General features: G+C 67.3%; 15 protein-coding genes. 9 read left to right on the top strand and 6 right to left on the bottom strand.

Going from position 1 to position 21,728, the window contains the following annotated elements:
• Positions 1-25: 25 nt before the first annotated feature.
• From glgC to ACLJK8_RS03215, 6 genes are all read right to left on the bottom strand, one after another.
• The gene (gene glgC, locus ACLJK8_RS03240; RefSeq protein WP_413148602.1) at positions 26-1,246 is read right to left on the bottom strand and encodes a glucose-1-phosphate adenylyltransferase; all 1,221 of its coding nucleotides are present in this window, start codon (positions 1,244-1,246) and stop codon (positions 26-28) included.
• Positions 1,247-1,303: 57 nt separating this feature from the next.
• A complete protein-coding gene (gene glgB / locus ACLJK8_RS03235; protein ID WP_413148824.1) occupies positions 1,304-3,538 on the bottom strand; it encodes a 1,4-alpha-glucan branching protein GlgB in 2,235 nt (744 codons plus the stop codon).
• A gap of 126 nt (positions 3,539-3,664) precedes the next feature.
• Positions 3,665-6,127 carry a glycogen/starch/alpha-glucan phosphorylase gene (locus ACLJK8_RS03230; protein ID WP_413148600.1) on the bottom strand — a complete coding sequence of 821 codons (2,463 nt, stop codon included), beginning with the start codon at positions 6,125-6,127 and terminating at the stop codon, positions 3,665-3,667.
• A 229-nt stretch (positions 6,128-6,356) separates the two neighbouring features.
• The gene (locus ACLJK8_RS03225) at positions 6,357-7,052 is read right to left on the bottom strand and encodes an orotate phosphoribosyltransferase (protein WP_413148599.1); all 696 of its coding nucleotides are present in this window, start codon (positions 7,050-7,052) and stop codon (positions 6,357-6,359) included.
• A gap of 74 nt (positions 7,053-7,126) precedes the next feature.
• Positions 7,127-8,164, bottom strand: a complete 1,038-nt coding sequence (gene pyrC / locus ACLJK8_RS03220) for a dihydroorotase (protein WP_413148597.1) — start codon at positions 8,162-8,164, stop codon at positions 7,127-7,129.
• Positions 8,165-8,341: 177 nt separating this feature from the next.
• Positions 8,342-9,046, bottom strand: a complete 705-nt coding sequence (locus ACLJK8_RS03215) for a glutathione S-transferase N-terminal domain-containing protein (protein ID WP_413148595.1) — start codon at positions 9,044-9,046, stop codon at positions 8,342-8,344.
• 183 nt (positions 9,047-9,229) lie between these two features.
• Here ACLJK8_RS03215 and metZ point away from each other — a divergent pair, with 183 nt between their 5' ends.
• The 9 genes from metZ (at position 9,230) to ACLJK8_RS03170 (ending at position 21,697) form a co-directional block, all read left to right on the top strand.
• On the top strand, positions 9,230-10,408 hold the full coding sequence (gene metZ / locus ACLJK8_RS03210) for an O-succinylhomoserine sulfhydrylase (RefSeq protein WP_413148593.1): 1,179 nt from the start codon (positions 9,230-9,232) through the stop codon (positions 10,406-10,408).
• Positions 10,409-10,610: 202 nt separating this feature from the next.
• Positions 10,611-11,693, top strand: coding sequence for a GTP cyclohydrolase FolE2 (folE2, locus tag ACLJK8_RS03205; protein WP_413148592.1), 1,083 nt, complete (start codon positions 10,611-10,613; stop codon positions 11,691-11,693).
• A gap of 350 nt (positions 11,694-12,043) precedes the next feature.
• The gene (locus tag ACLJK8_RS03200) at positions 12,044-12,391 is read left to right on the top strand and encodes a hypothetical protein (RefSeq protein WP_413148590.1); all 348 of its coding nucleotides are present in this window, start codon (positions 12,044-12,046) and stop codon (positions 12,389-12,391) included.
• A gap of 182 nt (positions 12,392-12,573) precedes the next feature.
• A complete protein-coding gene (locus tag ACLJK8_RS03195; protein WP_413148588.1) occupies positions 12,574-14,022 on the top strand; it encodes a TrkH family potassium uptake protein in 1,449 nt (482 codons plus the stop codon).
• A 71-nt stretch (positions 14,023-14,093) separates the two neighbouring features.
• The gene (locus ACLJK8_RS03190; protein WP_413148586.1) at positions 14,094-15,035 is read left to right on the top strand and encodes a glycine--tRNA ligase subunit alpha; all 942 of its coding nucleotides are present in this window, start codon (positions 14,094-14,096) and stop codon (positions 15,033-15,035) included.
• Positions 15,032-15,475, top strand: a complete 444-nt coding sequence (locus ACLJK8_RS03185) for a DUF6446 family protein (RefSeq protein ID WP_413148584.1) — start codon at positions 15,032-15,034, stop codon at positions 15,473-15,475. Before ACLJK8_RS03190 ends, ACLJK8_RS03185 begins: the two co-directional genes overlap by 4 nt.
• Before the next feature lie 85 nt (positions 15,476-15,560).
• Positions 15,561-17,945, top strand: a complete 2,385-nt coding sequence (gene glyS / locus ACLJK8_RS03180; RefSeq protein WP_413148582.1) for a glycine--tRNA ligase subunit beta — start codon at positions 15,561-15,563, stop codon at positions 17,943-17,945.
• Between the two features lie 180 nt (positions 17,946-18,125).
• Positions 18,126-20,762 carry a putative PEP-binding protein gene (locus tag ACLJK8_RS03175; protein ID WP_413148580.1) on the top strand — a complete coding sequence of 879 codons (2,637 nt, stop codon included), beginning with the start codon at positions 18,126-18,128 and terminating at the stop codon, positions 20,760-20,762.
• Complete coding sequence (locus tag ACLJK8_RS03170; protein ID WP_413148579.1) at positions 20,759-21,697, top strand: ArgK/MeaB family GTPase; 939 nt, start codon at positions 20,759-20,761, stop codon at positions 21,695-21,697. The genes ACLJK8_RS03175 and ACLJK8_RS03170 overlap by 4 nt, the downstream gene beginning before the upstream one ends.
• Positions 21,698-21,728 lie beyond the last annotated feature (31 nt).

Here is a 21,728-nt window from a genome sequence, read left to right as displayed (position 1 = left end):
CGTTTCACCGGGGCATGGGCACGCGTCAGCCGAGCTTGTCGAGCATCGGCTGGGTGATCAGGCAGACGCCGTTGTCCGTCCGCCGGAACCGCTTGCCGTCAAGCTCCGGGTCCTCGCCGACGATGAGCCCGTCGGGGATGATCACGCCCCGATCCACGACCACCTTCCGCAGCCGCGCGTTGCGGCCGATATGGACATCGGGCAGGATCACCGCCTCTTCGAGACTGGCGTAGGAATGCGCCTTGGTGCCGGTGGAGAGCAGGCTGCGCCGGATCGAGGCGCCCGAGACGATGCAGTCGCCCGAGATCAGCGAGCTGACCGCCGAGCCGCGGCGCCCGTCCTCGTCATGGACGAATTTCGCCGGGGGCGTGATCTCGGCATAGGTCCAGATCGGCCAGTTCCGCTCGTAGAGGTCGAGTTCGGGAATGATGTCGGTGAGGTCGATGTTCGCTTCCCAATAGGCGTCGACCGTTCCGACATCGCGCCAGTACGAGGTCGCCTCATGGCTCGACCGGACGCAGGACTGGCTGAAGCGGTGCGCGATCGCCTTCCCGTTCTCGACCACGTAGGGGATGATGTCCTTGCCGAAGTCGCGGCTTGAATTCGGGTCGGCCGCGTCGCGGCGCAGCAGATCCATCAGGAACTTGGTGCTGAAGACGTAGATCCCCATCGAGGCGAGCGCCATGTCCGGCTGGCCGGGGATGCCCGGCGGGTCGGCGGGTTTCTCGACGAAGGCGGTGATCTCGTCGTTCTCGTTGACATGCATGACACCGAAGCCGACCGCCTCCATCCGCGGCACTTCGAGGCAGCCCACGGTCACATCGGCGCCCGAGTCGACGTGCTGGCGCAGCATCAGCTCGTAGTCCATCTTGTAGATGTGGTCGCCGGCGAGGATCACCATGAATTCCGGGTGATAGTCCTCGATGATGTCGATGTTCTGGAAGACCGCGTCGGCGGTGCCCTCGTACCACTGCGTCTCGCTGACGCGCTGGCTCGCGGGCAGGATGTCGAAGCTCTCGTTCCGCTCGGTGCGGAGGAAGTTCCAGCCGCGCTGCAGGTGGCGGATGAGACTGTGCGCCTTGTACTGGGTCGCGACGCCCATGCGGCGGATGCCGGAATTGAGCGCGTTCGACAGCGCGAAATCGATGATCCGCGCTTTGCCGCCGAAGTAGACGGCGGGCTTGGCACGCCGGTCCGTCAGTTCCTTCAGCCGGCTTCCGCGTCCACCCGCGAGGACATAAGCCATCGCGTCTCTCGCGAGCGGCTGCGCTTTCTTTTCAACCACGGTATTTCCCCCGTCCTGTCATTTTGTTGAGTCCTGCGTCTCGGGCTCATGTTCCAGCCACGTCACGGAGAGCGGCGGCAGAACCATATGCGCGCCGATTCCGCTGTCGTCCCGCGTCGCGGTCACGCCGCCCATGTTGCCCTTGCCGGAACCGCCATAGGCCGCCGCGTCGGTATTGATGATCTCCCGCCAGCGCCCCTCTTTCGGGAAGGGGACCCGGTAGTGGTCGTGGGTCGCCGGCGTCAGGTTGCAGACGACGACGATCTGGTTCGCATCCGGCGCCTGCCGGCTCCAGGCATAGACCGAGTTGCGCGCGTCATCGGCGATCAGCCAGCCGAAACCCTCGCCCTCGCAGTCCCGGGCATGCATCGCGGGCAGGTCGCGATAGGCCAGGTTCAGGTCGCGCACCAGATCGCGGACTCCCTGATGCTCGGGCAGGCCGAGCTGCCACCAGTCGAGCCCGCGCGATTCCGACCATTCCGCGCCCTGGCCGAATTCCTGCCCCATGAACAGGAGCTTCTTGCCCGGATAGCCCCACATGTAGGCGAGATAGGACCGCAGGTTCGCGAATTTCTGCCAGGCGTCGCCGGGCATCTTGCCGAGAAGGCTGCCCTTGCCGTGCACCACCTCGTCATGGCTGATCGGCAGCACGAAATTCTCGGAGAATGCGTAGAGCAGCCCGAAGGTCAGGTCGTTGTGGTGGAAGCTCCGGTAGATCGGGTCGCGCTGGAAATACTGCAGCGAGTCATGCATGAACCCCATGTTCCACTTGAACCCGAAGCCGAGGCCCTCCTCGTGCACCGGCGCCGAGACCTTGGGCCAGCTCGTGCTTTCCTCGGCGATGGTGATCGTGCCCGGGTGGCTGCCGTAGACCGCCTTGTTCATGCCGCGCAGGAACTCGACCGCCTCGAGATTCTCGCGCCCGCCGTAGCGGTTCGGAATCCACTCCCCCTGGCGGCGCGAATAGTCGAGATAGAGCATCGAGGCCACGGCATCGACGCGCAGCCCGTCGACGTGAAAGATCTCGGACCAGTAGAGCGCGTTGTTGATGAGATAGCTCATCACTTCCTGCCGGCCGAAATTGTAGATCGCGGTGTTCCAGTCGGGGTGGAACCCCTGCCGCGGATCGGCGTGTTCGTAGAGCGCGGTTCCGTCGAAATGCGCGAGCCCATGCGCGTCGGTCGGGAAATGCGCCGGAACCCAGTCGATGATGACGCCGATCCCCGCGCGATGCGCGCCGTCGACGAAGCGCGCGAACCCCTCGGGCGGGCCGAACCGGGCGCTGGGCGCGTAGAGGCCGGTGGTCTGGTAGCCCCATGACGGATCGTAGGGGTGCTCGCTGACCGGCAGGAACTCGATATGGGTGAAGCCCATCTCGACGACATAGGGGATGAGATCGTCGGCGAGTTCGTCCCAACTCAGGAAGGAGCCGTCCTCGCGCCGCTTCCAGGAGCCGGGATGAACCTCGTAGGTCGAGATCGGCTGGCGCCGGGGATCGGTCTTGGCCCAGAACTCGCGATGCGCCGTGTCGCCCCATTCATGGTCGAGCCAGGGCGCGATCACCGAGGCGGTCGCCGGACGAAGCTCGGCGGCGCGGGCGAAGGGATCGGCCTTCAGGGGCTGCGGCGTCCCGTCGGGGCCGAGGATCTCGTATTTGTAGGGCTCGCCGCAATGGACGTGGGGCAGGAAGATCTCCCAGATGCCGGTATCGCGGCGCAGGCGCATGACATGGCGCCGCCCGTCCCAGGCGTTGAACGGCCCGACGACGCTCACCCGGCTCGCATTCGGGGCCCAGACGGCGAAATGCACCCCTTCCGCGCCTTCATGGCTGATCGGATGCGCGCCCATCTTGTCGAAGAGCCGGAGGTGGCTGCCCTCGCGGATGTAGTAGTCGTCCATCGGCCCGAGCACCGGGCCGAAGGAATAGGGATCGACGACCTCCCATTCGCCGCCCTCGTTGCGCGCCCGGTAGCGCAGCGGCTGGCGCTTGCGGATCTTGAGGAAGCCTTCGAAATAGCCCGCGTCGTGCTTGCGTTCGAGCTCACCGGCGGGCTTGCCCTCCAGCGTCTCGACGGCGAGCGTGTCGGCGCCCTCGACGAAGGCGCGGGCGAAGAGCCGCGCGCCCACCGAATGCGGCCCGAGCACGGCGAAGGGATCGCCGTGCCGGCCATCGACGATCGCCTCGATCTCTCCGGGAGGAAGCCCGGGCGTCGCCTTGGACCGCCCGCCCGTCCCGGACTTGCCGCCCGACACGGGTTTCTCATCCGCGCCGGATGTCTCGTCCGGCCCGGATTTTCCGCCCGACCTGGCGCGCGCTGTCGGTTTCTTCACGATAGGCGTCCCTCCATCGTGACCGGCACGGCGCGCCGGCCATCTGTTCTAGATATCGACCTTCCAGATTTCCCGCGCATACTCGCGGATCGTGCGATCCGACGAGAACCAGGCCATCCGCGCCGTGTTCAGGATCGATTTTTCCCACCAGTCCGAACTGTCGCTCCAGATCGCATCGACCCGGCGCTGGGCGGCGGCGTAGGAGTCGAAATCAGCCGCCACCATGAACCAGTCGTGGTCGTAGAGCCCGCCGATCAGTCCCTTGTAGCGGTCGGGATCGTCGGGCGAGAAGACGCCCGAGGCGATCGCGGTGAGTGCCTGGCTGAGTTCGGGCGACCGTTCGATCACCTGGCGCGGGTCGTAGCCCTCGGCCCGCTTGGCCGCCACCTCCGACGCGCTCAGGCCGAAGATGACGATATTGTCCATGCCGACCTGTTCGCTGATCTCGACATTGGCGCCGTCCATCGTGCCGATGGTGATCGCGCCGTTCAGCGCGAACTTCATGTTGCCGGTGCCGGAAGCTTCCATGCCGGCGGTCGAGATCTGTTCGCTGAGGTTCGCGGCCGGAACCAGAACTTCCGCGAGGCTCACGTTGTAGTTCGGCACGAACACGATCTTGAGCACCTCGCGCACGGACGGGTTCGCGTTGATGACCCTGGCAACGTCGTTCGCCAGCTTGATGATGAGCTTGGCGTTGTAGTAGGTCGGCGCCGCCTTGCCCGCGAAGAACTTAACGCGCGGCACCCAATCGCGTTCCGGGTGGGACCGGATCTGGTCGTAGAGCGCCACGGCCTCGATGATGTTGAGAAGCTGGCGCTTGTATTCGTGAATGCGCTTGATCTGGATGTCGAAGAGCGACTCCGGATTGACCTTCACCCCCATCCGTTCCCGGACCAGCCCCGCGAGCCTCTCCTTGTTCGCGAGCTTCACCGCCGCGAACTGCTTCTGGAACTCGGCGTCCTTCGCGAATTTCTCGATATCCGCGATCTTCTCGATATCGTCCATGAAGCCGTCGCCGATCGCCTCGCGGATCAGGCTGAAGAGACCGGGATTGCACTGCATGAGCCAGCGCCGGGGCGTGATGCCGTTCGTCTTGTTGTTGATCCGCGTCGGGAACATCTTGTGGAGATCGGCGAAGACCGTCTCCTTCATGAGTTCGGTGTGGAGCGCCGAGACGCCGTTGATCGAATGCGCGCCCGCGAAGGCGAGATTGCCCATCCGCACCCGCCGCTCGCCATCCTCGTCGATGAGGCTGATGTTGCGGATCTGGTCGTCGTGCATCCGAAGCTCGGTCCGGGCCTGGCGCAGCAACCGCGCGTTGATCTCGTAGAGGATCTGCATGTGCCGGGGCAGCATCCGTTCGAAGAGCGGCACCGGCCAGCTTTCGAGCGCCTCGGGCAACAGCGTGTGGTTGGTGTAGCTGATCGTCTCCTGGGTGATCTTCCACGCCTTGGTCGAGGTCATCCCGTGTTCGTCGACCAGCAGCCGCATAAGCTCCAGCACGCAGACCGCCGGGTGGGTGTCGTTGAGCTGGACCGAGACCTTCTCGCCGAGATTGTCGAGCGTCTCGTATTGCTGCAGGTGGCGGCGGATGATGTCCTTGAGCGAGGCGGCGGAGAAGAAATACTCCTGCCGGAGCCGCAGTTCCTGCCCGGCGGGCGAGGTGTCTGCGGGGTAGAGCACGCGGGTCAGCGCATCGGCGCGGTTGCTCTCGGCGAGCGAGCCCGCGTGATCGCCCGCGTTGAAGGCGTCGAGGCGGATCGGATCGAGCGGTTCGGCCTTCCAGAGCCGCAGCGTGTTCACCCGCTCCGCGCGCCAGCCGACGATCGGCGTGTCATAGGCGGTCGCGATCACCCGTTCCTGCGGCACCCAGACGAATTTCTCCTCGGCGCCGCTGGCCTCGTGGAACTCGACGCGGCCGCCGAAGCCGATCTCGTAGGCGGCCTCGCGCCGGTCGAATTCCCACGGATTGCCGTGCTCGAGCCAGGTCTCCGGCAGTTCGACCTGGTAGCCATCGGAAATCTTCTGGCGAAAGAGGCCGTGGCGGTAGCGGATGCCGTAGCCATAGGCGGGCAGGCCGACGGTCGCCATGCTCTCCATGAAACAGGCGGCGAGCCGGCCGAGGCCGCCGTTGCCGAGCGCGGCGTCGGCTTCAAGTTCGGCGATCAGGTCGAGATCGACCTTCAGGATTTTCAGCGCGTCGCGCATCGGCTCCAGCAGGCCGAGGTTGCTGACCGCGTCGCGCATCAGCCGGCCGATCAGGAATTCGAGGCTCAGGTAATAGACGCGCTTGGTGCCGGCGGCGTAGGTGTCGCTCGTCGTCTCCATCCAGCGCTCGATGGCGCGGTCGCGGATCACGAGGATCGACGCTTCCAGCCAGTCATAGGGTTTCGCGGCGCGGGAGTTCTTGCCGATGCGATACATCAGCCGGTCGATGATCTCGTTGGCGAGGTGTTCGGGATCGGTGGAACGGGTGCGTGACAGCGGGAGGGATTGCTGCGGCTGGTTCATGGGTCTGTCCTTGGTGGCCACAAGGTGGGCCGATTGAGTCTTTCAGCCATTGCGATGCTTTGTCGCATCGTCTCCTGTCGGGGTGGTCGCTTCCTCCCGGCGGACCCGCCGCACTGAGTCGGAGTATGTCGATGTTGTCGCCGGGATCAAGCACCACCGACACGCGCGGCCCGAGCGGGCCGCCGTGGGAGCGGAGTGTTTCAAGATGTTGGACTGACGAGAGAAATCGTCAGGTTCCGAGCGAGGAGACGCCGCCATGGGCTGCCGACCATTCGAGCGGCGCGGCGAGGAAGTCGCCGACTTCGCCCAGCGTGCGCTCGTCGAACAGCCGGTCGCGTCGCGCCTCGGCGAGCACGTCGCGCCAGGTCGAGATGTTGTGGAGCGTGACGCCCTTCGCCCGCATTCCCGGCCGGCCCTCGGGGAAGATGTCATAGTAGAAGAGCGCTATTCCGTGCTCGACCACGCCGCCCGCCGCGCGGATCGCCTCGATGAAGCTCATCATGCTGCCGCCCGCGGTGGTCAGGTCCTCGATGACCAGCACCCGCGCGCCCTCGGGCAGTTCGCCCTCGATCCGCGCCCCCCGGCCATGGCCCTTCGGCTTCTTGCGGACGTAGATCATCGGCAGGCCGAGACGGTCGGCCAGAAGCGCAGCGAGCGGGATGCCCGCCGTCTCGCCGCCCGCGACCGCGTCGAACTGCTCGAAACCCGCGCCGCGCAGGATGGTGGCGGCGGCGAAGTCGATCACCGCGCTCCGGACCCGGGGGTAGGAGAGGATCTTGCGGCAGTCGATATAGACCGGGCTCGCCATGCCGGAGGCGAACTTGTAGGGCTCGGCGGCGTTGAAATGCACCGCCCGGATCTCCCAGAGCATCCGCGCGAAGAGCCGCGCCATCTCCGCCTCGGTCGGGAAGGTGTTGGCGAACATGGCTGATCCTTTCGAGAGTGTCCGGTCGAGAGTGCCTGGTCGAGAGTTTCAGGTCGAGTTTGTCAGGTCGCGCTTCAGGCGACCACGTGCCAGTGAAGCGGGAGCCCCGGATCGAAGACGACGACGGGCCCGGCGCCGGTTTGGAGCGCTTCCGGGGCGGGCAGGGGCGCTTCGGACCGCCGCAGCGTCAGCTTCTCCGCGTTCGGCGGCAGTCCGTACCAGGCCGGGCCGTTGAGCGAGGCGAAACCTTCGAGCCGGTCGAGCGCGCCTTCCGCCTCGAAGACCTGGGCGAGCCAGGCCATCGCATTCGGCGCGGTGAAGACGCCCGCGGCGCAGCAGTCGCATTCCTTGCGGTCCTTCGAATGCGGCGCGCTGTCGGTGCCGAGGAAGAAGCGCGGGTCGCCCCCGGTCGCCGCCGCGACGAGAGCGGCGCGGTGGTGCTCGCGCTTCACGATCGGCAGGCAGTAGAAATGCGGCTTCACGCCCCCGACCAGCAGGTCGTTGCGGTTCAGGATCAGGTGGTGGACGGTCAGCGATCCGGCGAGGTTCTCCCCGGAGCCCGCGATGTAGTCGATCCCGTCCCTGGTCGTCACATGCTCCATGATGATCCGGAGTTCCGGCAGCCGGGTGCGAACCGGGTCCAGCACCCGCTCGATGAAGGCGGCCTCGCGGTCGAAGATATCGACCGCCGGGTCGGTCACCTCGCCATGGACACAGAGCGGCAGGCCGATCTCGGCCATCCGTTCGAGCACGCCCATGACCTTCGCGACATCGCGCACGCCGCTCGCGGAATTGGTCGTGGCCCCGGCCGGATAGAGCTTGACCGCCGTGACGAGGCCGGAAGCGGCGGCGCTGGCCACATCCTCGGGATCGGTCCCTTCGGTCAGGTAGAGCGTCATCAGCGGCTCGAAGCCCTGCCCCTCGGGCCGCGCGGCCAGGATGCGGTCGCGATAGGCGGCGGCCTCCGCGCCGGTGACGACCGGGGGCACGAGGTTCGGCATGATGATCGCGCGGGCGAAATCGCGCGAGGCGGGCAGGACGCCCCTCAGCATCTCGCCGTCGCGCAGATGCAGATGCCAGTCGTCCGGTCGGGTTATGGTGATCTCGGTCATGGGCCGCGAGTCCGGGTTCAAGGGGGCGCCGAACGGGGCCGGCGGTCGGCAAGGCCATACCCACCCCACCGCCGGCGGGCAAGGCCGAAGGGCTGGAATGTCCGTCCCGGCCCCATCCCCGACCGTCGCCGGGGCACGGGCCGGGGTCGGGTATCGGGTATCGGTCGGAGCCGGGGATCAGTCCGGCCGGCCGAACAGAATCCGCTGCGCCGCGCGATCGGTGGTCAGATCGCCGCGCTTGTCGTCCGCGAGCGTGACACCGGCCTGAACCGCGGGGCGCTCGCCCACGCGGTCGAGCCAGGCGCCCATGTTGGGCCAGTCCGCGATATCCTGCTGCTGCTTCTCCCAGCCCCGTGCCCAGGGCCAGATCGCCATGTCGGCGATCGAATAGGAACCCGCGACATAGTCGCGATCGGCGAGCCGGCGGTCGAGCACGCCATAGAGCCGCCCGACCTCGCGCCGGTAGCGGTCCTTCGCGTAGGGCAGATCGTTCGGCGGCTCCATCGCGGGCGCGTAGTTCAGGAAGTGATGCGCCTGGCCCGCCATCGGGCCGACGCCGCCCATCTGCCACATGAGCCATTTGTCGATCTCGACCCGCTCCCGCTCGGAGGTGCCATAGAAGCGCCCGGTCTTGCGGCCGAGGTACTGCAGGATCGCGCCGGATTCGAAGATTGCGATCGGCTGGCCATCCGGCCCCTCGGGATCGACGATCGCGGGCATCCGGTTGTTCGGTGCGATGCGGAGGAAATCCGGCTCGAACTGCTCCCCCGCGCCGATGTTCACGAGCTTCACGTTGAACGGCAGATCCATCTCGCAGAGCGCGATCGAGATCTTGTGCCCGTTCGGCGTCGGCCAGTAGTAGAGATCGATCGGGGCCTTCATGGCCATCCTCCCACAAGGGCTTCAACAAGGGCTTCGGCCGCGAAGTTGCCTCGGCCGGGGCGCAAGTCAAGACGGAAGCGCCGCGGGGACCGGGGTCCCGGGGGGCTGTCCCTTGACCGCGTCGCCCGGTTCCGCTAGTCGCCGAGGCCCCGGAAAGCCGGAGCGTCCGGCGAGGAGGCGATCATGACCGATTGGAGCCCGCGCACGAAACTGGTGCATGGCGGCGTGCGGCGCAGCCATTACGGCGAGACCTCCGAGGCGATCTACCTGACCCAGGGCTTCGTCTATCCCGACGCGGAGACGGCGGAGCGGCGGTTCATCTCCTCGGGCGAGGACGAGTTCATCTACGCCCGTTACGGCAACCCGACCACGCGCATGTTCGAGGACCGGATCGCCGCGCTCGAAGGCGCGGAGGCGGCCTTCGCCACCGCCTCGGGCATGGCGGCGGTCTACGCGGCGCTGACCTGCCAGCTTCAGGCAGGCGATCATGTCGTGTCGTCGCGCGCGCTCTTCGGCAGCTGCCTCTATATCGCCGAGACGATCCTGCCGCGCTTCGGCGTCGAGGTGAGCTTCGTCGACGGCACCGATCTCGAGCAGTGGCGCGCGGCGGTTCGGCAGGGGACGAAGCTCGTCTTCTTCGAAACCATGTCCAATCCGACGCTGGAAGTCATCGACATCGCGGGCGTCGCGGAGATCGCGCACGCGGCGGGTGCGAAGGTCGTGGTCGACAATGTCTTCCCGACGCCGGTCTTCCAGCGCAGCCTCGCGCTCGGCGCCGATATCGTCGTCTATTCGGCGACGAAACATATCGACGGCCAGGGCCGGTGCCTTGGCGGCGTGGTGCTCGGCACCGAGGAATTCATCCGCGGCCCCTTCGAGACCTTCGTGAAGCACACCGGCGGGGCGCTCAGCCCGTTCAACGCCTGGGTGATGCTGAAGGGGCTCGAGACGCTCGACCTGCGCTGCCGCGCCCAGGCGGAGACCGCCGCCGCGATCGCGGATGCGCTGCCCGGCACTCCAGGCCTCGCGCGGCTGATCTATCCCGGCCTGCCGGATCATCCGCAGGCCGAGGTCATGAAGCGGCAGATGGAGACCGGCGGCACGATGCTGGCGCTCGAGATCGAGGGTGGCAAGGCCGGCGCCTTCCGCTTCCTCGACGCGCTCGAAATCGTACGGATCTCGAACAACCTCGGCGATGCCAAGAGCCTGATCACCCATCCCGCGACCACGACGCACCAGCGCCTCACCCCGGAGCAGCGCGCGGCCCTCGGTATCTCGGACGGGCTGGTCCGCCTCTCGGTGGGGCTCGAGGACGGCGACGATCTCATCGCGGATCTGAAGCGGGCATTGGAGTCGGTCTGATCGGCACGGGTTCCATGGACGGCCGCCCCGGCCGTCGTAGGCCTCATCCGCGACCATCCGTCGCGAACCGACGAAAAACCGTCGTCATTCAGCTTTAACTTCTTGCCCGGCATTGCCAATTAGCATCGGCCGGGCATTTCCCGCTTGGGAGCGTGCCCAGGGCACCCTATATGATCCGGGCGAGACCAGGGGTGGTAAGGAAATGGACGGACCGACCTTGATCGAAGAGCACCAGCCGACCGAGGCGGAGGCGAAGGCCGCCGCGCGGCTTCTCATGCGCTGGGCCGGCCGCGCGGGCGACGCCGGCGCCGCCGAGGTGGCGGAACTCATCGCGCGCGCCGCGCCCTATCCCGATCTCGCCCGCGGCTACGAGGACGGGTTCCGTCCCGACGCCGCCTATCTCGCGGCGATGCCCGACCTGCAGAACGGCCCCGCGGGGCTCATCAAGGGCGCGCGGGTGCCGATCCAGCACGTCGGGATCTCGAACTTCCGCCTGCCGATCCGCTACCGCGTGCGGGGCGGCGGCGAGGTCCAGCTCGAAACCTCGGTGACCGGCTCCGTCTCGCTCGAGGCGGATCGCAAGGGCATCAACATGAGCCGGATCATGCGCTCCTTCTACCAGCATGCCGAGAAGCATTTCTCGGCCGAGGTGATCCAGGGCGTGCTCGATTCCTACGTCGCCGATCTCGATTCCTTCGACGCGCGCATCCAGATGCGTTTCCGCTATCCGATGGTGCGCCGCTCGCTGCGAAGCGGACTCGAGGGCTACCAGTATTACGACGTGGCGCTCGAAGTGGTCCGCCATGGCCGCGACACGAAGCGGATCATGCATCTCGACTACGTCTATTCCTCGACCTGCCCGTGCTCGCTGGAGCTTTCCGAGCATGCGCGCGAGTCGCGGGGCCGGATCGCGGTCCCGCACGCGCAGCGTTCCGTCGCGCGCGTCTCGGTGGAACTCGCGGGGGCCGAACGGCTGTGGTTCGAGGATCTGGTCGATCTCTGCGCCCGCGCGATCCCGACGGAGACCCAGGTGATGGTGAAGCGCGAGGACGAACAGGCCTTCGCCGAGCTTTCCGGCGCCAATCCGATCTTCGTCGAGGACGCGGTGCGCGTGCTCTGCGCCGAACTCGACAAGGAGCATCGGATCGGCGACTTCCGCGTTGTGGCGAGCCATCAGGAATCGCTCCACTCGCACGACGCGGTGTCGATCCTGACGCGCGGCGAGACCTTCCACCAGTCGAGCTACGACCCGCGGCTATTCGACACGCTCTATCACGTCGGTTGAGCGATGCCGCGAGCGGCGACCCGCTCGCGGCATCGCGCGGGGGCGCCCGGACCGCCACGCGCCTGGCCGGCGCGGCGATTTTTCCTGTCCCGCGGACCGTTTGCCGCCTCCGATCGCGCGCCGGACAGTAAACGGGGGGTTCGGGGATCATCGCGCGAAGTGATCATCGATACCCGCCAGTTCTCTTTGTTGGATCGAAGAAACTCCGATATCAATGACGCGGGATCTGTCATCGGAGTACGGAAGACATGCTCGGAAGGTTGTTGCTCGCGCTCCCATTTGTCGTCGTGGCTTGCTCCGATAGCGATTTCGCGACGAGCGCGGACCCGGAACCGACGCGGGAACAGTTGTTGTGCACGGCCTCTGGCCTGACGGCCGGAACGCCCGAGTTCGCTCAATGCCTCGCCGCGGCCCGGATCGTGGAACAGGATCGCGCCGACCGCCGCGAGGCCCATCAGGAGCGCGAGACCATCGGAGACGGGCTCGCGGTCACGATCTGCGACCGGTTCGCGCGGAACAGGCTCCCTTATCCGGTGGTCAGGAAAGTGACCGATCGCGTATCCGGCGACTACGAGAAGACCGTCACGATCAGCTATGAACTGAGGAAGGACGCCGCGGATCCGGATTACGGTTTCCAGTTCAGGGACGCGGTCTGCTCGCTGCGCGGCCGGGAGATCGTCGACTTTCAGATCCGATGATCGCGGGCGACCCGACGGTCCGCCTCGGCGATCGGCCTCGCGTACCGCGTTCGGTCCCGCGTTCCACCGCTGATTTTCTTCGTGGAGTCCCCGGGTCATTTCTACCGTTGTTCGGCACGACGGAGCCCGCTCCGATGTGAGCGGACTTGACAGCTGCCCCGCGCGGCATCCATCGATCACGAATGCTCGACCTTCGGCCAGTGGGATATGTGATCGGCTGGCTCGTCGCCTTGCTCGGCGGGGTCATGGCCGTTCCGGCGGTCTTCGACCTGATCGACGGCGACCCGAATTTCCGCGCCTTCGTCGCCGCGATGATCATCACGGTCAGCTGCGGCACCACGCTGGCGCTCGCCTGCGCCGACAGCTGGCATTCGGATCTCGGGCTGCGCCAGGGCTTCCTGCTGACCGTCGGTGCCTGGGTGAGTTTCATCCTGTTTGGCACGGTCCCCTTCATCCTCGGCGATCCGTCGCTCAGCGTGACCGACGCGCTTTTCGAGACCACCTCGGCGCTGACGACGACCGGCGGCACCGTCATCGCGAAGCTTCAGGAAATGCCGCGCGGCGCGCTGCTGTGGCGTTCGCTGCTGCACTGGATCGGCGGTCTCGGCATCGTGCTGATGGCGCTGATCCTGCTGCCCCTGCTCAACATCGGCGGCATGCAGCTCCTGAAGACGAGCGATTTCAACACGCTCGGCAAGGTCCTTCCGCGGGCGAAGCAGATCGTCATCGCCTGCGGCGCGGTCTATGTGTTCCTCACGCTGATCTGCGCGCTCGGCTATTCGCTCGGCGGCATGTCGGGTTTCGACGCGGTGCTCCATGCGATGGCGACGGCGGCGACCGGGGGAATGGGGACCTACGACAACTCCTTCGCCGACTTCAGCCCGCTCGCGCAATATGTCGGCACTGTCATCATGCTTCTGGGCGCGATGTCCTTCATCCGCTTCGTGCAGTTCGCCCGGGGTGATGCGAGATCGCTCTTCCGGGATTCGCAGATCCGCTATTTCCTCGCGATCTATCTCATCCTCTGCGCCGGGCTCGTCGTCGCGCGGCTCCTGAATGGCGACGTGCTCGGCGAGCAGATGCTGCGCGAGATCCTGTTCAACATGGCCTCGATCATCACCTCGACCGGCTTCGCGAGCACCGACTACACCCTGTGGGGCCCGATGGCGCAGACGCTGTTCTTCGTCGCGATGATGATCTGCGGCTGCTCGGGCTCGACCAGCGGCGGGCCGAAGGTGTTCCGCTACCAGCTGCTCTTCGCCGACATCAACGCCGAGATCCGGCGCCTGCACAGCCGCAGCCGGGTGGTGACGCCGCGCTATCAGGGCCAGGTGATCTCGCCCGAGGTCATGGGCTCGGTCATGGCCTTCTTCATGCTCTATTTCCTCACGCTGGGCCTGGGCGCGGTGGTGCTCGTGCTGATCGGACTCGACCCGGTCACCTCGATCTCCGGGGCGGCCTCGGCGCTCTCGAACATCGGGCCGGGTCTCGGTCCGGTGATCGGTCCGGCGGGCAATTACGCGTCGCTGCCCGATCCGGCGATCTGGGTGCTGACCTTCCTGATGCTGGCCGGCCGGCTCGAACTCATGGCGGTCTACGTGCTCTTCATGCCGAGCTACTGGCGGGCCTGAGCGCGCATTGACCGTCGGGGACGCGGTGCTTAAGGAGGCAACGCGCCCCTGATCCCTTCGCCGAGGCCGCGATGAGAACCGAACCGACGCCGAATGCCCGCCCGCGAAGCTTTCAGGAGCTGATCCTGAGGCTCCAGTCCTACTGGGCCGCGAAGGGCTGCGCGATCCTGCAGCCCTATGACATGGAAGTGGGCGCGGGCACCTTCCACCCGGCGACGACGCTGCGCGCGCTCGGCGACCGGCCCTGGGCGGCGGCCTATGTCCAGCCCTCGCGCCGCCCGACCGACGGGCGCTATGGCGAGAACCCGAACCGGCTGCAGCACTATTATCAGTACCAGGTGCTGATCAAGCCGAGCCCGCCCGACCTGCAGGAGCTTTATCTCGGCTCGCTCGACGCGATCGGGATCGACACGGAGCTGCACGACATCCGCTTCGTCGAGGACGACTGGGAAAGCCCGACGCTCGGCGCCTGGGGTCTCGGCTGGGAGGTCTGGTGCGACGGGATGGAGGTCTCGCAGTTCACCTATTTCCAGCAGGTCGGCGGTCACGACTGCCACCCGGTCTCGGGCGAGCTCACCTACGGGCTGGAACGGCTGGCGATGTATGTGCTCGGCGTCGATCACGTGATGGACATGCCGTTCAACGATCCCGGCGCGCCAATCGCGCTCACCTATGGCGATGTGTTCCGCCAGACCGAGCAGGAATACTCGCGCTGGAACTTCGACGTGGCCGATACCGACACGCTGCTCCGGCATTTCGAGGACGCGGAGGCGGAATGCCAGCGCATTCTCGCGACGCCCCAGCCCGACAAGGCCGGGCGGACCATCGTCATGGCGCATCCCGCCTATGACCAGTGCATCAAGGCGAGCCATCTCTTCAACCTGCTCGACGCGCGCGGCGTGATCTCAGTGACCGAGCGGCAGGCCTATATCGGCCGGGTCCGCGCGCTCGCGAAGGCCTGCGCCGACGCCTTCGTGACCACCGAGGCGGGCAGGCCGAGCGCCGCGGCATGAACGGCAAGCGGCTCGTCCAGGGCTTCCTGGTCTTCCTCGCGGCCTTCGCCGCCCTGCTGATCTACACGCAGTTCTTCGCTTATTACGAGCGGCGGGACGGGGTGGAGTCGCTGATGATCGCGGGCACGCCGGTGGCGGTCTCCGGCTATCGCGGCATCTCATCCTCCTCCTCGCCACTGAAGCCCCGGGCCTGTTTCGCGCTCGACCCCGAAGCGGTGGCGGGTCTGGCGCCAGCCACGGATGCGACTCCGCTGACCGCGCCATTCTGGTTCCGCTGCTTCGACGCGCACCAGCTGACCGAGGATATCGTCGCCGGCGCGGCGACCGCCTATGCGCTGACCCGCGACGAGCCGAAGGGGTTCGACGAGATGGTGGCGGTCTATCCCGACGGCCGCGCCTATCTCTGGCGCCAGCTGAACGAAACCTTCCGCGACCAGTGAGGCCCCGATGACCGCGCCGCGTCTCCCCGAAACCGACGCCCGCCCAGCGCGGGCCCACCTCCCTCCCAAGCGCTGAGCCCCGCCCATGCCCGATCTCCTGCTCGAACTCTTCTCCGAGGAAATCCCGGCGCGCATGCAGGCGAAGGCCGCCGATGACCTGCGCCGGCTCGTCACCGAGGGGCTGGTCGAACGCGGCCTGACCTATTCCGGAGCCGCCGCCTTCGCCACGCCCCGGCGGCTGACGCTCGCGCTCGAAGGGCTGAGCGAACGCTCGCCGCTTCGTCACGAGGAGCGCAAGGGGCCGCGGGTGGACGCGCCCGCGAAGGCGCGCGAGGGCTTCCTGCGCGGGCTCGGTGCCGCGGACGCGGCGGAGATGGCCGCGGGGCCGGTAGAGGTGATCGCGATCCCCGGCGTCCGGATCGAAATCCGGCCCGACAAGAAGGCGGAGGTGCTCTTCGCGCGGATCGAGAAGCCGGGCCGGGAAGCGGCGGAGATCGTCGCCGAGACGGTGGAGGCGGTGATCCGCGCCTTCCCCTGGCCGAAATCGATGCGCTGGGGCGCGGGGAGCCTGCGCTGGGTGCGCCCGCTCCGCTCGATCCTCTGCCTGCTCACGACCGAGGCGGGGGCGGAAGTGGTGCCCTTCGACATCGACGGCATCGCTTCGGGCAATCTCACGCGCGGCCACCGCTTCATGGCGCCGGCTGAATTTTCGGTCTCCTCCTGCGAGGATTACGAGGCGAAGCTCGCGCGCGCCTTCGTCATTCTCGATGCCGGTGCGCGGGCGGAGAAGATCTGGCACGACGCGACCCAGCTCGCCTTCGCGCAAGGTCTGGAGGTGATCGAGGACAAGGGGCTGCTCGCCGAGATCGGCGGGCTCGTGGAATGGCCCGTGGTGCTGATGGGCCGGATCGAGGAGCGGTTCCTCGCCCTGCCGCCCGAGGTGCTTTCGACCTCGATGAAGGAGCACCAGAAGTTCCTCTCGATCCGCGATCCGAAATCGGGGCAGGTGACGGGCTATATCGTCGTTGCCAACCGCGAAACGGCGGACGATGGTGCGGCGATCCTCGCGGGGAATGCGAAGGTGCTCGCGGCCCGGCTCTCCGACGCGGCCTTCTTCTGGGAGAACGACCTGCGCACGCCGCTTGAAGACATGGCAGCGAAGCTCGACGCGGTGACCTTCCACAACAAGCTCGGCACGCAGGGCCAGCGCATCGCCCGGATCGCCGCGCTGGCGCGTGAGATCGCGCCGCTCGTCGGCGCCGATCCTGACCTCGCGGAACGCGCGGCGAAACTCGCCAAGGCCGATCTGGCGAGCCAGATGGTCTATGAATTCCCCGAGCTTCAGGGCGTCATGGGCAGGTACTACGCCGAGAAGGCGGGCGAGGATGCCGCCGTGGCGCTCACGGCGGAGCAACACTACTCGCCGCTCGGCCCCTCGGATTTCGTGCCCTCCGAACCGGTCCCGGTCGCGGTGGCGCTCGCCGACAAGCTCGACACGCTGACCGGCTTCTGGGCGATCGACGAGAAGCCGACCGGGAGCAAGGACCCGTTCGCGCTGAGGCGGGCGGCGCTGGGTGTGATCCGGTTGGTGCTAGCTTCCAGGCTGCGGATGCGGTTGAGCGGGGTGCTCGCGGCCCATACGCAAAGGACCATTCGATCTCTGCAAAAAGCGGCCCTCACTCAAAGGATCGATGATTTTATTGATGAGCAAGAGAATATCAAAGCTGAAGCAGCGGCACTAATTTCTGAAGCTTATCTTGAGGATAGATTGATACCTACTCTCAAAGAGATGGGCATAATCGACGACGATTACCCGTTCTTGGGATTTGATCTAGACGAATTTGACGACGACGACGATGCCGATGTCAATGTATCCGAAGATCATGAGGGTGCAGTTGTTGAGTCGCGAGCGGATGCCACATCGGATAGAGTGCCGATAGAAATCGTTAACATACTTGATTTTTTGAGAGATCGCCTGAAGGTGTACCTTCGCGATCAGGGAATTCGGCACGACGTGATCGATGCCTGCCTACCGATGCCCGGCAACGACGACCTCACGCTGCTCGTCGCGCGGGTCAACGCGCTCAACGAGTTCCTCAAGGCCCGCGACGCCGCGAACCTGCTGCAAGGCTACAAACGCGCCGTGAACATTCTCGAAGCGGAGGAGAAGAAGGACGGCGTCGAATACTCGCTGGCGCCCGAGCCGAAGCTCGCGGAGACGCCGGAGGAGGGGCTGCTCTTCGACGCGCTCGACGAGGCCGAGGCGGCGATCGGCCCGGCGCTCGAACGGGAGGATTTCGAGGCGGCGATGACCGCGCTCGCGGGGCTCCGCGCGCCGATCGACGCCTTCTTCGACACCACCACCGTCAACGCCCCGGCGGCCATGGTCCGGCGGAACCGGCTCTGCCTGCTGAACCGAATCCGGGCAGTGATGAACCAGGTGGCGGTTTTCTCGGCGATCGAGGGCTGAGCGAGACCAAAGTCTCGCCGTCGGCGATCGGCTCCGGAACGGTGGGTGCCGGGCGGAAACATGGCTTTAAGCCAGGGTGTTGCGGCGCTGCGCTTCCACGCCGTGACAGCCTCGGCGATGGTCATGGTCCGTTCACCTTTCGCTTTGCCAGTTTGAAAATCCAGACTATGTTGCGGCGCAATGAAGCCACAGGAGATCACCCAGCTCGCCACGGACGCCGTCGTCAGCCTTGACGCGGGTGAGGCGGTGCGCGCCGAGGTCCACGGCTCCCGCGCCCATATGCTCGCGCGCCTGACCGCGCTCGGGCTTCCGGTTCCGCCCGGCGTCGCGCTGTCCTTCGATTGCGTCCGTCAGCTTTCCGAGGGCGGGCCGATGCCGGAACTGCCGACCACCGCGGCGCCGGGACGGCTGCTCTGCCTGCGGCCGAGCCCGATGGAACGGGCCTGGGGCGGACCGACTGCCACGCTCAACATCGGCATCACGCGCGAGAACCTGCCCGCGCTCGAGGAGGCGATCGGCGTCTTCGACGCGCGTTCGCTTCATGGCCGGCTGATCTCGACCTTCGCGCTCATGGTGCACGGGGTGGACCCCGAAGGTTTCGAGGCGATCGCCCACAAGACGCTCGGCTCCGGCCCGCGCGAGGCGGAGGCGATGCGCGCGGCCACCGACGAGATGCTGCGCTACTACGCCGATGAGACCGACGAGGATTTCCCCGACAGCGTCTCGGCGCAACTCGAAGGCGTCGCCCGGGCGATGGCGCGCGACTGGGACCGCGCCTCGGCGCGAATCCTGCGTCAGGCCAAGGGCGGCCCGGCGGAGGGCGGGCTGGGGCTGGTGATCCAGGAACTCGCGCTCGGCCTCGCGCCGGGGGTAAGCGGCGCGGGTCATATCCAGACCGTCGATGCCCGCACCGGCGCGCCGGCCTGCGACGGGATCTTCCTGCCGCGCAAGCAGCGGGCCGTGACCTCGCCCGGCTCGCGCCGGACCGGCGTGCTGCTGGCGAGCGGGCGGCGGGCCGGAGGGGGCGAGGGCGGCGAGCAGCCCGCGCTCGAGGAGATGTGCCCGGAAGGCCTCGACGCGCTGCGCGGCTACGCGGAGCGGGCGGCCGAGGGTCTCGGCGACGCGGTTCAGCTCTATTTCACCATCGAGAACGGCGAGGTTCACGTCGTCGACGCGGTTCCCGCCAAGCGCAACGCCCGCGCCTCGGTGCGGATCGCGGTCGATCTCGCCAACCGGGGCGCGATCACACGCGAACAGGCTCTGCTCCGGATCGAGCCGAACAATCTGATCGAGCATCTGCACCCGCAGATCGACCCTTCCGCAGCGCGCGATGTCTGGGGTGGCGGCCTCGCGGCCAGCCCGGGTGCTGCGACCGGATACATGGTCTTCACCTCCGAGGCGGCGATGCAGGCGGCGGCGCAGGGCGAGGACACGATCCTCGTGCGGATGGAGACCGGCCCCGAGGATGTGCGTGGCATGCACGCGGCCAAGGGGGTGCTCACGATCCGGGGCGGCATGACCAGCCACGCGGCGGTCATCGCCCGCGGCCTCGGCCTGCCGGCGGTGGTCGGCGCCAGCGACCTCAGGCTCGACCTCGAGAACCGCAGGCTCGTCACCACCGATTCCCGCGTCCTGCACGAAGGCGCGCTCATCACCATCGATGGCACCCGGGGCGAGATTCTCGCCGGGGCGCCGAAGATGGTGGCGCCCGATCTCGGCGGCGCGCTCGCCGAACTGCTGGACTGGGCCGACGCGGCGCGCGATCTCGACGTGCGCGCCAATGCCGACACCCCCGCCGATTCCCGCGTCGCGCGGGATTTCAGCTGCGACGGCCTCGGCCTCTGCCGGACCGAGCACATGTTCTTCGATCCCGCGCGCCTCACGGTGATGCGGGAGATGATCCTCGCCGACACGCCGGAGGAGCGGCGCGCGGCGCTCGACCTGCTCCTGCCGATGCAGCGGGCGGATTTCGAGGAGATCTTCGCGATCATGCGCGGCACGCCGGTCACGATCCGGCTGCTCGACCCGCCGCTGCACGAGTTCCTCCCGCACGAGGAGGAGGAGATGGCGGATATCGCCGCCGCGATGGGCATTCCGGCCGCGCAGGTCACCGCGCGGGCGCGCGAGCTCGCGGAGGTCAATCCGATGCTCGGCAAGCGCGGCGTCCGCCTCGGGGTCACCATGCCGGAGATCTACGAGACCCAGGCGCGGGCGATCTTCGAGGCGGCGATCGCCGTCAATCGCGATTCGCGCGATCCCGTGGTGCCGGAGGTCATGATCCCGCTCGTCTCCGCCTATCGCGAGGTCGAACTCGTCAAGCAGCGCATCGACGCGGTGGCGATCGCGGTGCAGGAGGAGCAGGGCGCGACGCTCGACTATTCGCTCGGCGTCATGGTCGAGACGCCGCGCGCGGCGCTCCGCGCGGGCGATCTCGCCGGGGTGAGCGCCTTTCTCTCCTTCGGCACCAACGACCTGACGCAGATGACCTATGGCCTCAGCCGCGACGATGCCGGGCGGTTCATGCGCGATTACGTCAATGTCGGCGCCTTCCCGGAGGACCCGTTCCATTCGCTCGATATCGAAGGGGTGGGCGAGCTTCTGCTGATCGCGGCCCGGCGCGGACGGGCGCGCAACCCGGATCTGAAGCTCGGCCTCTGCGGCGAGCATGGCGGCGATCCCTCCTCGGTGCGGTTCTGCCGGCTCGCCGGCTTCGACTATGTGTCCTGCTCGCCGTTCCGGGTGCCGATCGCCCGGCTCGCCGCGGCGCAGGCGACGATCCTGGTCGGCAATGTGAGCGGGGACGAGACCTCCGCATGAGTACCCTGCCCGAAGATCTCGCCGCCCTGCGCGCGGGCGGCAAACCGGCGCTCGCACGCTCCCTGTCGGCGCTCGAGACCGATCCGGCCAATCCGAGGCTGGTCGCGCTGCTCGACGCGGCTTTCCGGGCGCCGGGCGGGATCGTGCTCGGCCTGACCGGGCCGCCGGGTGTCGGAAAATCGACGCTCACCAATGCGATGATCGCGCGGCTCCGCGCGCGGGGCGAGCGGGTGGGCGTGATCGCCGTCGATCCCTCCTCGCGCAGAAGCGGCGGCGCGCTTCTCGGTGACCGGACGCGGATCGAGACCGATCCCGACGATCAGGGCGTGTTCGTCAGGTCAATGGCGGCGCGCAAGCGACTGGGCGGGCTGGCGGATCTGACCTACCCGGCCGCGGTGCTGATGCGGGCGCTCTATGACTGGGTGATCGTCGAGACGGTCGGCGTCGGCCAGTCGGAGACCGAGATCGCCGATTGCGCCGACATCGTGGTCTTCTGCGCGCAGCCGGGTTCGGGCGACGCGCTGCAGTTCATGAAGGCGGGCGTGATGGAGATGCCCGACATCGTGCTGGTCACCAAGGGCGACATGGGCGCTCCGGCCCGGCGCGCGGCGGCGGATGTGCGGGGCGCGCTGTCGCTCGCCGCCGAGGACGGGCCGCCGGCGGAGGTGGCGATCCTCTCGGCCGCGACCGGGGAGGGGATCGGCGAGGCGCTCGATCTCATCGCCGCGCGGGTCCCGGACGGGACGGCGGGCGCGGCCCGGCACGCGGCGCGGGCGCGGGCCTGGGCCGAATCGCGCCTCGCCGAATCATTCGGCAGTGTCGGCCTCTTGGCGCTGGCTCCGCGTATAGATCAGTATCCGACACCGTTCTCAGCGGTGGTTGAGTTAACTGACGCGGCTCGCGCGGCGGTTCAGGCAAGTCTTGAAAACATCTGAAACACAGAGATTTTCAACTGCACTGCAATAG

The sequence above is a fragment of the Amaricoccus sp. W119 genome (assembly GCF_047275745.1).
In the GTDB taxonomy this organism is placed as follows: Bacteria; Pseudomonadota; Alphaproteobacteria; order Rhodobacterales; family Rhodobacteraceae; genus Amaricoccus.
This window is presented reverse-complemented; position numbering and strand designations above follow the sequence as displayed.